This window comes from Sphingomonas mucosissima (assembly GCF_002197665.1).
In the GTDB taxonomy this organism is placed as follows: Bacteria; Pseudomonadota; Alphaproteobacteria; order Sphingomonadales; family Sphingomonadaceae; genus Sphingomonas; species Sphingomonas mucosissima.
In genome coordinates this window covers 45,953-60,882 of the sequence record NZ_NBBJ01000007.1, presented here as the reverse complement: position 1 = coordinate 60,882, position 14,930 = coordinate 45,953, and the positions used below count along the sequence as shown (strand labels likewise).

The window sequence follows — 14,930 nt, the reverse complement described above, 5'->3', positions numbered from 1 at the left end:
CCTACTACGGGCGATCTATCGGACGAGTTCGAACCGGCCCAACGTGGGCGAGAAGCGAACTGCGTCGGTGTCGAACGCGCGCCCAATTTGGCCGGAGGCGATCAAAGCATCCGCCGTACCCATAGCCAGGCCACCGCGGCCGTCGAGTAGCCATACTTCGTCGGCGAGTTGGAGCGACAGGTCGAGGTCATGACTCGACAGGAGCACGATCCCGCCCGTTTCTCGAGCATGTGCGCGCAGCAGAGCCATGGTTTCGACCCGACCCGGCAGATCGAGGAAGGCGGTGATTTCGTCCAGCACCATCAACTGGGGAGACTGCGCGATGGCGCGTGCGATCATCACGCGTTGCCGTTCGCCATCGGACAGATCGTCAAACAAGCGATTGGCGAATGGCGACGCCCCTGCAAGCTCCAGCGCAGCGGAGACCTGCGCGCGATCGTCGGCGGTGAGGCGCCCCTGCCAGCCTGTGAAGGGCTGGCGACCAAGCGATACCACGTCGTCCACGGTCAGACCCGGGCTGGACGAACGCTCCGTCAGTACCACCGCAATGCGCTGGGCGCGCGTCTGCGGGCGCAGCCCTGCGATATCCTCACCATCCAAGCTGGCGACGCCGCCGGTCGCATTTTGAAGCCCGGCAAGGGTACGCATGAGAGTGGATTTGCCGGCCCCGTTCCGGCCGAGCACGCAAACGAAGCGGCCAGGGGCAACCCTAACGTCAAGACTGGCCAGCACGATGCCGCGCGGCGCGGCGTACCCGACGGAAAGACCTTCCAGAGATAGCATCAGCGTTGCCCCCGCATCGTGGACGAAAAGATCAACAGGCCGATCACCACTGGCGCACCCACCAGCGCAAGCACGGCATTCAGGTGAAGGAAGTGCTGCTCCCATGGAGCATGCACCACGGTGTCCGCCGCAATCGCCAAGCAGGCCCCGGAGAGGGCGGCGAGCGGCAGAAGGGGCATGATCCGCGCCGTCCCCGCAATCGCACGCGCAAAGTGCGGCACGATCAGTCCAATGAACGTCACCGGACCGCAATAGGCGGTGACGGGTGCGACCAGGAGTACGACGGCGGCAAGGGTCAGCCGGCGCAGGCGCGTGACGTCGGTACCAAGGCTGCGCGCGTAGGTTTCGCCCAGCAGCAGCGCCGTCAGCGGCTTGGCGTTGTACAGCGCCAGCATCACGCCAGCAGCGACTGGAAGCGCCAGCATCGGCAGGTCCGACGCGGTGACGCCTGCAAAATTGCCGTCGCTCCATCCTGAGAAGACACGCCCGCCGACGCGGTTGGCAAAATGGATCACGACGCTGACTATACCTTGTACGGTGAACCCCAGCATCAACCCCACGACCAGCAGAGTCACCGTCCCCACCCGGCGAGCGAGCGCGGCCATGGCCAGCGCAAACAGGCCGATGCCCAGCATCGCGCCCGCGGTGATCGAGACGCCTTCAAAGGACTGTAGAAATGCGATTGCCGCAGGGCCGGAGAAGGCCGCCGCCGTCACTAGCAGCGCAACTCCTAGCTGCCCTCCCGCAGTAAGACCGAGCGACCAGGCATCGGCCATTGGGTTGCGGAACAAGGCTTGCATCAGCACGCCCCCGATGCCTAGCGCACTCCCGGCGATGATTGCGGTAACCACGCGGGGTAGCCGCAATTCACGCACGATCTGAGCGTTCATAGGATCGGCTCCCCCGAACAGGCTTGCTGCGGCTTCTCCCATGCCGATCCCCACGGTGCCGAACGCCAGCGCGAACAGCGCCGCCATGACCAGGGCAAGCGCCAGCAGGATCGTGCCAACAGTGCTGCGGAGCGCCGGCGTCATTGTGGCGCTCGCGTGTCAAGCCGGATGTAGCGGAAAGGTTGATCACGCAACGCGGGGTGAAGCATCCGCACGATATCGCCGAGAACGAGATCGGGGCGGATTACGGCCGTTTCGTAATAGTCGAATGCATCCGCTTCGGGCTTGGTCATTCCATCGGCAGCGAAGAGGCACCCGTCTCGATACGCCTTGAAGCGTTCGAGCACGGCGCGATCGGTGAAGGGTTGCGAGTGCGAGTCCCTCAGGATCCAGCAATCGGCATCCCGTCCGCGCGCGATCAGTTCCTCCGTCGATATGCGATTGAAGCTGTCCTTGCGTGGATCGTCGGGACCCTCGAATGGATTGCGCCCGTTGGCGTCCCGCAGCAGCTTGGCATCTGCGTTGCGGATCACAGGGTTCCATTGATCGCCGCCGGAAAACCAAGCCGAGATCACGCTGCGGATCGGCTGCGCGGCGGCCGCTTTCTTCAAGGCGTCGACATTACGCGCCACCATGGCGACGAACGCCTCGGCCTCCGTCTCGCGCCCGGCCAGCATGCCGACGAGGCGCACATATTCGACGCGGCCCATGTAATCGGGTTCATTATCGAGAAAGATAGGGACGACAGGAATGCCCAGCGCTTCGACGCGCGGCTTGGCGCCGACATTCTTCATATCGCCCATGCTCATCAGGAGCACATCGGGCTTCGACGCTACCAAAGCGTCGAGCGCGGGCGGGGAGTGCCAGCCATAGCCGATCTGGCGCACCGCTCCGCTGCGCACCCGCGCGCGCAGTGCATCGTCATAGGATTTTACGCCGCCCACCGCGACGAGCCGATCATTGACGCCGAGCACCTTCGTAATCGCTTCGTGGAACCCCGTGTTGCTGGCGATGCGCATCACTGGCGTCCGGATAAGCGTCGCGCCAGCAAGGTCGCCGGTGAGTGGAGGCGGGGTTTGTTCACGCGGGACGAGGACTAGGCGCTGGAACTGCTCCTCTCCCACGGCGTCGCCGCCCCAACTCACCACGGAGGCTTTCAGGTCGACCACGCGATAACCGTCACGCTCGACGACGCGAAAGGTCTTGGCATGCGCCATCGGTATCTCGCGTCCTGCGACGGCCTCGGTCGAAACAGCCGGGTCAGGCGAACCGCCGCAGCCTGCTAGCGCGAGGCCGAGCGCGAGCGCGGGCGCCAAAAGCCTCATCGCGCGCTGCCGAAGCGGTAAGACAGGCTCGCCGTCACCGTGCGCGGCGCACCAGGATAAAGCGGAATGAAGGCGCCGCCGCTGTCATAGTAGAACTTGTCGAACATATTGAGCACGTTCAGCTGCGCACGAAGCGGACCGAACCCCGCGTCGAAATCGTAGGCCAGGTTCGCGTCGAACCGCGTGTAGGCCGGCAGGACGATGGAGTTGTCGGTATTGCCGGCACGATTTCCGATATGTTGTGCGCCCACGCCGACGCTCGCGCCCTGCAAGGGGCCGGCAAGGTCATAGGTCGTCCACAAGCTAGCAGAATGTTCGGGCGCATTGACCAGTCGAGCGCCTGGCGTGACGAACGTGTCTTCGCGGACGTCCGCGTCGAGGTAGGTGTAGTTGGCGATGATCCGCCAGCGGGGGCTGATCACCGCCGGCAGTTCGAACTCGATGCCGCGCGAGCGCGAGCGCCCGATCTGGATGACGAGATCGAAATCCTCCGGATCGGAAACGGCGACATTCCGGCGATCGATGTCGAAGAGTGCGAGCGTAGGTGTAAGGCGGCCGTTGAGGAGGCTGGCCTTGATGCCCGCTTCCAGGCTCTCGCCGATCAAAGGGCGAGGCAGTGCGCCGTCGCGCAGCCGGCCGACGTCCACCTGCGCACGGAACGAGCGCGACCAGCTCGCATAGAGCGAAACAGCCTGAGCCGGCGTCCATGTCAGGCCGATCCGAGGCGAGAAGGCACCACGCCGGGTCTCCTCGTCGCCGGGCCCGCCGAGCGCATCCCTGTTCGACAATCTGTTCCAGTCATAGCGCCCGCCGGCGAGCAGCCTGAATGCGCTAAGTTTCAATTCGTCCTGCGCGTAGATCGCGGTGGTGTCGCTGTTCCACGCACCGTCTGCAGTCAGGATGGTTGGCGTCGCGCTTTGACCGTAAGCGGGTGAATAGAAGTCGATCGGGAGGTTCACGCCAAAGGGGGTGTTCCGCACGTCAAACCGCCAGCGATCATAGCCATACTCGACGCCGGCGAGCGCTTTGTGCTCGACGTCGCCGGTGTTGAAGCGCGCATACAGCTCGGCCTGTGCGGTCAGATCCCGTTGTCGGTCAAAGGCGAGGCTTGGCCGCCGATTGACGAGGGGGCGCTCGGGATCGGCTCGATCGATCGGCGGAAAGCCGAAGGCGTAATAGTAGCTGTCCTTGGTGAAGTCCGAATAGCCCAAGGCCACCCGGCCGGAGATCGCATCCGAAAAGCGGTGATCGACGAACAGGCTGGCGAGCCCGCCTTCGTTCTCATAGCGGGCATCGGGTTCACCAAACTGCCGATTGCGGGGCGCTTCGAAGAACAACGGATCGTTGGCGAACCCGCGATCAAAATAGCCGGTCTTGCGGGCGTACTCGCCTTCCAACGTCACCGTCGTCGCGTCGGAGGGGCGCCATTGCAGCACCGGAGCCACGAAGCGGTCGCGCGCGAAGACGAAGTCGCGAAAACCGTCGCGATCATCGTAGCTGACGTTGATCCGGAACCCGAGCGTGTCGGTAATTGGCGTCGAGACGTCTGCAGTGAGGCGCAGATGATCGAACTGGCCATAGAGCGCGCCGACCTCGAAAAAGGGGTTCTCGAGAGGCTTCTTGGTGATGAAGTTCACGACACCGCCCGGTTCGAACCGACCGTAGAGAGCCGATGCCGGGCCTTTCAGCACTTCCACCTGTTCGATGTTCTGAAGCTGCTCGTCGGGCGCGTACGCAGAGCGGCGCAGCCCATTCTTCAGATTGTAGGGCGTGATGAAGCCACGGATGTAAAAGCGATCGTTGCTGGCGCCAAAACCCACCTGAGGGCTGAACCCCGGAACATAGCGTAGCGCCTCACCTACCGTCGTGATCCCACGGTCGCGGATGAGTTCGCGCGTAACGACCTGTACCGAGAAAGGTGTCTCCTGGATCGGAGTGTCGGACTTGTTGGTCTGCGGCGCCACCGTTGCGCGGTAGCCCTGCTCTCGGGTGCCAAGGACAAGAATTTCGTTTTCGTCAGCAGCAACGTTGCTTGAAACGCCGCTCGCCTCCTGCGCATGTGCGTAGCTGCTCGCCAGGGCCGATAGGCCGAGCGCCAGGATTATTCTCACCACGTCCCCCTCATCAATCTCAAGGTTAGGTACGATACAACGTTACACAGGGGCAAGCAGAAGTATTTGGTCGCGCCCATGCTTACGAACCCTCGTCCAAGGACCGGCCAACCAACATCATGCCCCCAAAGGCGGAGAGTCCGGCCAATACGAAGAGAGTGGGATAGCCGGCGGATTGCACAATCCAACCTGCAGTGGCGGCAATCATTATCCCGGACAGGAACTCGCTTCCGGTGAGAACGCTCATGTCCGAGGCATGTCGTCCGATACGCGCGAGAAGCATGAATTGTCGATGCATCGCGACGAAGACGGGCGTCGTCAGCAGAAACACGTACAACGCTAGAATGACCGCGATTCCGGGTGTAGCGCCTTGCAAAGCGATTGACGCAGCGAGCATCAGCGACGCAGTCGCGACAGCAGCTAGCGTGGCGATAATTGCCCGCTTTGGCGGCAGCTTCGTGGCAATCGCGCCTCCAAGCACTGCTCCGATCAGTCCGGCCGCGGCGCCTCCCGTTCCGCCGATCAGGGCAGCGCTTGCGACCGACAGACCTGCATCGATCTGGAATGCGGCAATGATACCCATTGGAAGATGCAGCGCCGCTCGCGACAGGATGACTATGAGCAGCATGTGCCGCACTCGTCGATCGCGCAGGAGCGAGGTTCCGGCGGCGGGCCGTAAAACAGGCGCGTTTACGTTTATACCCGTCGCTAGGGGCGCCACCGCAACGAAGCCGGCGCTGGCCAGAGCTGCGGTTGCCATAACGATGCTTGTCGCGGCCCAGCCATGGGCGCCGTAGACAATGCCGACCGCGCCGATCGCCAAGCCACCAAGCGCTACGCCGGCTGCCTGTAATGCATTGGCCCATCCGCGGTGACGTACTGCCACCCCGTCGATGATGGCCGCATCGGTTGCCGTCCCGATTGTCGCTGCCGCTGCTGCCACCATCAGCGCCACCGTCAGCACCAACGCATAGTCCGCTACCGGGTCGAGCCACGACAGCGCGGCAAATACTGCTGAAGCAACCAGCAGTGCGCCCACGATCCAGGTCCGCCGCCCCCGGCCTGCCGTGCGGTCCATCAGCGGCGCCCATAACCAGGACAGGCCGACAGGAAGGAAGACCAGCGTGGAAAGCGAGGTCATGGGCAGGGAGGTTCCGCCCGCCCTGAGGATTGCCGGCAGGATCAGATACAGAAATGACAGCAGCGTGCCACGCAGCGTGTATGGCAACAGGATGGAAGCGGCGTGACCGAACGACCAGTGCGCTTCATCTGTGTTCATCGGCTCGCATGCTCAAGGATTACGAGCTCGTCGGCGACGTGCCCGATAAGACCAGCAGCCGTCGCTTCCTCCAAGATAGCGTCCGCAGAGATCGCCCAGCAGTCATAGGTCGTCACGTCGCAGGCGACCTCACGATCATCCAGGATCGCCCGGTAGGTCATGCGCCACCGTTGCTGATCGGAGCCGATCCGCTGGGCGGCGACGCTGCCGCGATAGGTCATGCGACCGACCTGAACGTCGCCCATAGCTGTTTCGGTTATGTCTTCGGCCTGCGGGCACTGGACCTCGACGATGATCCTGCCGCCAGTCGCTAGTCGCTCCGCCAGCAGCGACCAAAGCCGTGTGCGTTCCGGGAGGCCTAGATGGACCAGTGACGCGCTGAGCACCGCTCCGGCAATCCTGTCCGGCAACGGGGTTTCAAGGATCCCGAAAGGCAGGATCGTCACTCGCGTGCGCAGATCGGTGTTGCCCCACACCCGCGCCATAAGCGCCGGTCGCATTGCCGGATCGGGCTCCACCGCCCATATCTCTGCTTCCGGGAGGGCTGCCGCGATCAGCGACGTGGTCAGTCCGGTTCCGGCGCCGACATCGACGATCGGTCCGGCGGTAACGTCCAGGCCTGCAAGCGCCGCAGCGATTCGGCGGTCCGTCTCTGCGTGGGCGCCGCTCGCCAGCGGATCGTAATATTGCGCCGTGACAGCATAGCCCCGCATCAGAAGCGCGCCGAAAGACCGAGACCTGCCACACGCCCGCGCGCCACGGCTTCCCCCTCTACGCCCGGGCCGTAGAGAACGCCGTTAAGGACCTGGCGCGCGTCGAACAGGTTGCGGGCAAAGGCGTACGCCTCGAACGTTCCAAAGCGCAAGCCGGCACGGGCATCAACATTGTGGTAGCCAGGCATGTCGAAATTGTTGGCCACGTCGGCGGCGCGCCGGCCGGCATATTGGTGGCTGACAGACAGGATTGGCTGCGCGCCCATCACCACTGCATCGCCGCCGCGCCAGTCGAGTGCCAGCGTGCTGGAGAAGCCGGCGACGTTGGGAATGCGGTTACCCCGCACCGCCCCTGACAGTTCGTCCGCCTCCCGCACGCGTCCATGCGTCCATGCCAACTCACCCGCTACGCTGAACCCGCCGCCAAGCACCACGTCGCCCTGCGCTTCGATCCCGTGGCTTCGCGTGTCGATGTTGACGGGAAGAAACTGGAAGCTGGTGAAGTCGAGCGCAAACAGCTGCTCGTCCTTCACATCGTTGTAGAAACCGGTGAGATCAAAGTGCGCCCGCCCGCCCAGCGCCCGCGCCTTGATGCCCGCCTCATAGGTCCAGGAGGTCGATTCACGGTAGCTGCGGTTCGGATTACCGATGGCAGCATCCTGCCAGAAGCGAGGGAAGCCACCGCTCTTGGCGCCGCGTCCTACCGTTGCATAAACGTTGACGTCGTCGGTGACGGTGTAGGTCAGTGCAGCGCGGCCGGTCCACAGATCAAAGTTGCGTTCCTGCCGTTCGTTGAACGCCGCCACCGTCCCAGGGAAGCCGTTACCGGTGTACGCAGCACGCAACGTCTTCTCGTCGCGCGTGTAGCGGCCGCCCAGCGTCAGCTTCAGCCGGGTGGTGACAGGTGCGGTGACTTCGCCGAACGCGGCGTAGCTGTCGATTGTCTGACGATCCCGGCGGCGCCCGTTGAGATAAGGCGAGAAGCTGGAGATGTTCCGCAGATCGACGTTGAAGTTCGAGCGGAAGTAGGTTCCGCCGACTGTCCAGGCGACGGGCGCGCCAGCCGTGCTGCCCAGACGCACCTCCTGGTAGAAGCAGTCCTCATCCTCCAGCCAATCCGAGCGCTCGTTCTGCGGCAGGAAGGTGGCGGGTGGTGCGCCGAACAGCGGGGCGTAGATCAACCCGTCGGTGTCGTCGGTGACCTGATCGTTGTAGAAACCGTTGATTGCCGTGATGGAGGTCAGGTCGACCGCACCAAGCGGCACCTCCGATTTGAGGCTAGCGCCCCAATAAGTGCGCTTCACGCGCAACTCGGGGTTAAGTTCAACCTGATCGCGTGCCTGCCCACCCAGCACATAGTAGAAGGGATCGCTGAGCTGGCGATCGACGCTGCCGGTCAGCGTGAAGCGAGCGCCGCCTTCCCCCGACGGTTTGAACACGAGCGTTCCGCGTCCCGAATAGGTGTCGCGATCTCCTAGCTTGCCGCCGCCGGGAGCGACGTTGGGGATGAACCCGTCGATCGTGGAGACGCGTGCGGTGATCCCGGCCGATAGCCGATCCGCAACGAGCGGACCGGACGCGGAGGCCTGAACCAACCCGTATTTGTCTTCGCCGCCCTCGATCCGCGCGCTGCCCATCAGCCTGTCGCCGGGTTGGCGGGTGGTGATGTTGATCGCCCCGCCCTGGCTGTTGCGCCCGAACAGCGTGCCTTGCGGCCCGCGCAGCACCTCGATCCGCTCCAGGTCGAGATAGGCGAACTCGGAGGCGTAGACCGGCTGCGGCACACCATCGATGTAGGTAACGACCGATCCGTCATCGGGGCTGGCCGCTTGGCTCAACGGGCCGATGCCGCGCAGCTGGAAGTAGGCGAAGCGGCCATCGTCGAAGCTGGTGAGCGACAGCCCGGGCACCTGGCGAAAGAAGCTCTGCGTGTCGTCGATGCGGCGCGTGGCCAGCGTCTCGGTATCGAGCACCGTTACGGCAAACGGAACCTCGCGCACCGGCTCCTCGCGCAGCCGTGCCGTGACGATGATCTCGTCGCGCGATGCGATCGCGGCATCTGCGGACGTCTGGGCGACGGCGGGAACCCCCACGGCAGACAGCAGGGCGGATGAAGTAAGCAGAAGATAGTGACGCATAAGCCCCCGGAGAATGATTTGCCCCGCAGTAGGTCCGCGCTCATTCAGCCGTGTGTAGCGTGCGGGAGTATCAACCGTAGCGTGCGGGAGTTTCTGCAAGAGCGGCGCGCATCACTTCGCTGGGAAGCATGCCGAAGTGGCGGCGGAAGGCATCGCTGAAGCATCGCGGGCACTCATAGCCGGCCTGGCCTGCTGCCTGCGCCACCGACAGCCCGGCATGCAGATCGCCCGCCGCACGCTCCATCCGGCGTTGGCGAACATAGCCGAAGACCGTCGTGCCAAAGGCCGCCTTAAATGCCCGCTTCAGCTTGAAGTCGTTCATGCCGGCAATGCGAGCGAGTTGCACGATAGTCGGCGGGTCGTTGAGATGCGCATCGAGGTAGGCAAGAGCCTCGCCGAGCCCGCGCTCCGGCACGCTTGTCTCGCTCTCGCCAGTACCCGGCACCGCAGCGTCGATCTGTGCTGCCAGCAGACCCAGTGCGCAGGATTCAAGGAACAAGGATCGCCCAGCACCCGAATAGGGCGCCGCGAACATCGCTTCGAGCATCGCCACACCCGGTTGGTTCAAAGGCGCAAGTCGCGTTGCAGAGACTGCCTGTGCTCCTTGGGCGACCATAGACATAAGGCCGCTGTCCCTAAGCCCGTGACGCGCCAACAGCTCCTGAGCGGCTTCCGGGGCGAAGCGGAGTGACATGGTACGGAAGCCATGCGCCGGCAGGATGAACGACGACGTCGCTGCCCGAGGTGCCGCGCCAGCGTGCACCTCCAGAGGTTTGGTGTCGAACCGCGTCCCCTCCATATCGAAGCGGCTTCCGCCTTTTAGGTGGAAACCGATGGCGAACACGTCTTCGGGCTCGACATGGTGATAGGCACATTCCTCACCCGAGCTGATGTCGCTCAGAACCAGCGTCACGCCGTCGCGGAGTTTCAGCGTCTCGACGCGATGCTGGCCAACGGTTCGCATTCCGATCCAAACGGCCGATGGTGCAACCGCTGCCTGTGCGATTGCCGCGGTGTTGCTGGGCAAAGGCCGGCCAATTTCCTTTCGCGTGTCCATGGAACAACAATGATATGTTGTATCTGTAGCGTCAACGCGGGTCTCGGACAGCGGTCGGCAGAAAAGACGAACACGCAACCCGAACCGAATGGCTGCGCAAAGCGGCAGCTATCTGGATCTGGGTTCCCGAAAGCTGACAGACGGGAAAGTCCCCAAATTGAAGTCGTTCCGAGCGGCTCGCCGAGGACCCCAAAGCGGCCGGCACAATCAGATGAACGGATGACCGGTTTCGGAGAGCGGGCAGGGTGGCACGAACGGCCGGGTATGGGTCTCAAGCGTGCGGCCAGCGAAGAGTGTCAATCAAGGCGCGGAGGGCAGGGCTGACGCGACGATCTGGATAGTAGAGCTGGCAGCCGGGATAGGGGGTGCAGAACTCTGTGAGCACCTGCACTAGCCGCCCATCTCTGATCTCGTCCGTCACGTCGTGTTCCATCATGTAGCCAAGACCTGCACCGGCTCGCGTTGCGGCTGCGGCTAATACCTCATCGCTAACGATGAGCTGACCCGACACTCTCATCTTCAGGTCACGCCCGTTTACACTGAACTCCCAAGGGAGCAGCCCACCACCTCCCAAGAGGCGGTAATTGACACAGACATGATCTGCGAGATCTTCGGGCGTCCGTGGGTGATCGCGATGCGCGAAGTAGCTGGGCGTTCCTACCACTACGGTGCGAAGCGGTGGTCCGACTGGGATGGCCACCATGTCGCGCTGAACGGTTTCACCAAGCCTGATGCCCGCATCGAACCCGCCGGCGACCAGGTCGATCAGGCGATCCTCCACTATCACCTCGACCGATATGTCGGGATGTTCAAGCAGGAAGCGCGGCAGATGGGGCGCCAAGACGGTGCGCGCGGCATAGCCAAAAGTGGTGAGCCGTACCGTGCCCGACGGCGCATCGCGCCAGTCGGCGAGCGCGGCCAGTCCGTTCGCGACCTGCGCCAAAGCTGGGTCTATCGAGCGCAGGAGCAGTTCGCCGGCGGGAGTGGGCGCGACCGAGCGCGTCGTCCTGGCAAGCAAGCGCACGCCTAGCCGCGTTTCCAACGCCTTCATTGCGTGGCTGAGCGCCGATGGTGAAAGGCCGAGTTCCGCAGCCGCTCGGGTAAAGCTGCGCGCTCGCGCCACAATCGCGAACGCCGCCAGATCATCGAAGTCACCGCGCCGCATTGCTGCATGATGCTCACAAGCCCTTACGGTCTGCAACGGCTAATCGAAACACAACTTCGCGGCTAGCTCAGTAATGAACGAGGAGACGCGAACCATGGACCTGACTCATTATCGCACGCTTGGACGATCCGGTCTGATCGTGAGTCCCTTGGCGCTGGGGACGATGACGTTTGGCGCAGGCCGCTGGGGTGCGGACGAGGCAACCTCCCGCCGCATCTTCGAAACCTATGTCGATGCAGGAGGCAATTTCCTCGATACCGCCGATGTCTACTCAGGTGGTGAGAGCGAGACGATGCTCGGCCGCTTTCTGCGCGACAGCGGCAAGCGCGATCGGATGGTGATTGCGACCAAGTCGGGCTTCTCGCGAGCGGAGGGCAATCCGCTGGCTGGGGGTAATTCGGCGCGTAACATCCGCGACGGGGTGGAAGGCTCGCTCAGGCGCATGGGTACCGATTATATCGACCTGTACTGGACTCATGTCTGGGACCGCACGACACCGCCTGAGGAAGTGCTCCGCGCGCTGACAGATGCGGTCCGGCGCGGGGACATCCTTTACTATGGCTTCTCGAACGCACCAGCATGGTACACGGCGCAGATCGCAACGCTCGCGCGCGCTCATGGGCTGCCGGAGCCGGTTGGCCTTCAATATAGCTATTCGCTGATCGACCGCGGCGTGGAGTTAGACCTCTTGCCGGCCGGACAGGCGCTGGGCATGGGGCTGGTGGCCTGGAGCCCGCTCGGCTTCGGCATGCTGACCGGCAAGTACGGCCGCGAGAAGCTCGTCGACTTTGGTCCTGCCGGCAGCGTGCCGAACAAGGGTGGCGAGACGGCCGCCGGCGGCAGCGACGGCCGCCTGAACGGTGACAACCCGTATGGAGGTATGCTGTTCACTGAGGGTAACTTCCACATTGTCGACGAGCTGCGTGCCGTGGCTGACGAGCTTGGCCGACCGATGGCGCAAGTCGCATTGGCCTGGGTCACGTCGCGGCCGGGCGTGTCGTCGGTGCTGATGGGGGCGAGCCGGCCTGAACAAGTCACGCAGAACGCGGCGTCGCTCGACATCGCGCTGTCGCTGGAGCAATTGGCCCGTCTCGACACGGCAGGGGCACCACCGACGCTCAATCCCTACTTCATCTTTCAGATGCCGCGGCAGCAGATCTTCGGCTGCAGCCGCATTCGACCATGGAAGCACTAAATCAACGCCTGATGGTGCGCCCAGAATGATTGCAGCAGGCTAAAACATGGATGAACGGGTGTCCGCTCTTGGGAGCCGCTTGAGGTCCTGAATGACCGGAGGTGGGCCTGGGTCGACGCCGAGAGTAGGCCAGGCTAGCCTTAGCCTCATGCTTGCAACCGTCCGCCGCTCAGCTGACCTTGACGGTGATGACCTGCCGCTAGAGACAAATTTCTTCCAACGCGCCGATTAGTTCTTCACCCACGATCGAAGCATCGTCCTTCGGCGTGATCCGGTTCATCGCCGTGCGCAACCGGGTCTGCGCCACCTGCAAGGTTTTGTGCCGCACCTCGCGTATTGTGTTGGTCCGCCAGGAGCTGGTGCCTCCGAGCAGCGCGGCCCACTTTGCCTCCTCCGCGCGAGCACCGCGAGTGCCAATCTAAATCTGTCGAGCCGACCACGCGAGTAATCGTCGGTGATGCCGCTGCCCTTGTCCTTCCGCATGTGAGCTGAACGCTTCGCGTCGGCTTGAGTGGCACGCGATCGTGCTCGCCCACGAGGGCCGCTGATGCGGCTATTAAGCGTTGACCAATCTGCGTGCTAGCAGCGCCGCTCGCTCGCTCGCACCTCTCGACCCGACTCTTCAAACCTCATGAACGAATGACTGGTTACGGGCAGGCCGCTACCAGCCCCGGAACGTTCGATACTGGGTCGACCTACTGCTAGACGGCTTCGGTCCAAGTGTGATGCCTGGCATTGATTGGCCCATGTCGTTCTGTTTCCGACCAGTCTGAGCCGGCCAAGGGTTGTGCTATCGTTCCGGCATGAAGCGATTTGTAACTGGCTGGTTCAGCATTCCCTTATGGCAACGGATCTTGGCGGCGTTGGTGCTGGGCGCTGCCGCCGGCTGGCTGCTGGGACCGGCCGCGACGCAGATTCAGTGGGTCGGCGACCTGTTCATCCGCATGATCCGCATGTTGATCGTGCCCTTGGTGTTCGTCACGCTGGTTTCCGGCGTCACCTCCATACCGGCGCCTGCCAAGCTCGGTTCGATCGGGCTGAAGGCGATGGCGCTGTACCTTGCAACGACGTTCGTCGCGATCCTGTTCGGCATCACCGGCGCACTCACCCTTCGGCCGGGTCGCGGCGTGACGTTGGAAGGGGTAGCCGCGGCGGCCCCGCTGAGCGAGCCGGTGCCGCTGGGCGAACGGTTAATGGCAATCGTGCCCGAGAACGTCTTCGCTGCATTCGCATCCGGCGACATTCTCGCCATTATCTTTTTCGGCATCCTCCTGGGTGCAGGACTGCTGACCGCCGGGGAAACGGCTCGGCCCCTTTCCCGACTGTTCCAGGCCGGCTCGTCCGCGATGCTGAGGATCACGCATATTGTGATGGAGGCGGCACCGATCGGCGTGTTTGCGCTGGTCGCCTCCGTAATGGGAAGTGAGGGGCCGTCGGCGTTCATCACCGTGTTCTGGCTGATGTTCGTCGTCTACATCGGCGGGGCTCTCCACATGATCGCAACGCACGGCGGGATGGTACGGCTGCTGGCGAGACGTCCGCTGCTTGGGTTCCTTACGGCTGCCCGCGAGCCGCAACTGCTCGCCTTCTCGACCAGTTCGAGCGCGGCGACCTTGCCAGCGACGTTAGAGGCGGCGGTGGAGCGGATGCATGTCGGCCGTCCCGTCGCATCATCGGTTATCCCGCTCGGCGCAACGATCAACATGGACGGCACCGCCCTGTACGTCGCTGCCGTCGCGATCTTCGCGGCGCAGATCTTTGGCGTGCCGCTCGGCGTCGGTGACTATGCGACGATCGCGTTCACAACGATGCTGGTATCGATCGGAACGGCTTCAGTGCCCTCGGCCTCGCTGTTCTTGATGGCCGCCGTGCTCGAGGTGATCGGCATCACGCCCGAACAAACAGCGCTGGTGATCGGCTTCCTTCTGCCATTCGATCGCATTCTCGACATGTGGCGCACCGTCATCAACGTCACGGGCGATCTGGCTGTGGCCACCTGCGTTGCGGCCATTGAGGGCGAACTTAACGACTCGTCGAGCGACATCGCAGCAATCGATCTGATCGGATGATCGCGAATTCATAGTAAGTAGGCATCAATTCAAATGTCTTGAGCCGAGTGGCCGCTAACGTACGGCTACCTGACGACTTGCGGCCCGCTCGCCGGCCTGTGGTGCGACCACGCTCGAAACTTATCGTAAGGCTTTTCGAACGGACGACCGGTTGTCGGATAAAGCGGACGCTTGCAACTCACTAACCGAAAGGGTTAGTGGCGCT

At 63.4% G+C, this 14,930-nt stretch carries 11 protein-coding genes; 2 read left to right on the top strand and 9 right to left on the bottom strand.

Features of this window, described 5'->3' with window-relative positions:
- Window positions 1-15: 15 nt before the first annotated feature.
- The 9 genes from SPMU_RS15940 to SPMU_RS15900 all read right to left on the bottom strand — a co-directional run bounded on the left by SPMU_RS15940 (window position 16) and on the right by SPMU_RS15900 (window position 11,461).
- A complete protein-coding gene (locus SPMU_RS15940; protein ID WP_088335280.1) occupies window positions 16-783 on the bottom strand; it encodes an ABC transporter ATP-binding protein in 768 nt (255 codons plus the stop codon).
- Entirely contained in the window at window positions 783-1,817 is a 1,035-nt protein-coding gene (locus tag SPMU_RS15935; RefSeq protein ID WP_088335278.1) for a FecCD family ABC transporter permease, read from the bottom strand. The genes SPMU_RS15940 and SPMU_RS15935 overlap by 1 nt, the downstream gene beginning before the upstream one ends.
- A complete protein-coding gene (locus SPMU_RS15930; protein WP_088335276.1) occupies window positions 1,814-2,998 on the bottom strand; it encodes an ABC transporter substrate-binding protein in 1,185 nt (394 codons plus the stop codon). The genes SPMU_RS15935 and SPMU_RS15930 overlap by 4 nt, the downstream gene beginning before the upstream one ends.
- A complete protein-coding gene (locus SPMU_RS15925; protein WP_211275834.1) occupies window positions 2,995-5,112 on the bottom strand; it encodes a TonB-dependent siderophore receptor in 2,118 nt (705 codons plus the stop codon). Before SPMU_RS15925 ends, SPMU_RS15930 begins: the two co-directional genes overlap by 4 nt.
- Window positions 5,113-5,191: 79 nt before the next feature.
- On the bottom strand, window positions 5,192-6,388 hold the full coding sequence (locus SPMU_RS15920; RefSeq protein WP_088335274.1) for an MFS transporter: 1,197 nt from the start codon (window positions 6,386-6,388) through the stop codon (window positions 5,192-5,194).
- Entirely contained in the window at window positions 6,385-7,101 is a 717-nt protein-coding gene (locus SPMU_RS15915; RefSeq protein ID WP_088335273.1) for a class I SAM-dependent methyltransferase, read from the bottom strand. The genes SPMU_RS15920 and SPMU_RS15915 overlap by 4 nt, the downstream gene beginning before the upstream one ends.
- Window positions 7,101-9,239, bottom strand: coding sequence for a TonB-dependent receptor (locus SPMU_RS15910; RefSeq protein ID WP_088335271.1), 2,139 nt, complete (start codon window positions 9,237-9,239; stop codon window positions 7,101-7,103). Before SPMU_RS15910 ends, SPMU_RS15915 begins: the two co-directional genes overlap by 1 nt.
- Before the next feature lie 70 nt (window positions 9,240-9,309).
- Entirely contained in the window at window positions 9,310-10,203 is an 894-nt protein-coding gene (locus SPMU_RS15905; protein ID WP_169715746.1) for a helix-turn-helix transcriptional regulator, read from the bottom strand.
- Window positions 10,204-10,567: 364 nt separating this feature from the next.
- Entirely contained in the window at window positions 10,568-11,461 is an 894-nt protein-coding gene (locus SPMU_RS15900) for a LysR family transcriptional regulator (protein WP_088335267.1), read from the bottom strand.
- A gap of 94 nt (window positions 11,462-11,555) precedes the next feature.
- Here SPMU_RS15900 and SPMU_RS15895 point away from each other — a divergent pair, with 94 nt between their 5' ends.
- Together SPMU_RS15895 and SPMU_RS15885 are read left to right on the top strand one after the other, a co-directional pair.
- Window positions 11,556-12,656 (top strand): aldo/keto reductase, encoded by a 1,101-nt coding sequence (locus SPMU_RS15895; RefSeq protein WP_088335327.1) that lies wholly within the window; start codon window positions 11,556-11,558, stop codon window positions 12,654-12,656.
- Between the two features lie 803 nt (window positions 12,657-13,459).
- Window positions 13,460-14,725 carry a dicarboxylate/amino acid:cation symporter gene (locus tag SPMU_RS15885; protein WP_088335265.1) on the top strand — a complete coding sequence of 422 codons (1,266 nt, stop codon included), beginning with the start codon at window positions 13,460-13,462 and terminating at the stop codon, window positions 14,723-14,725.
- Window positions 14,726-14,930 lie beyond the last annotated feature (205 nt).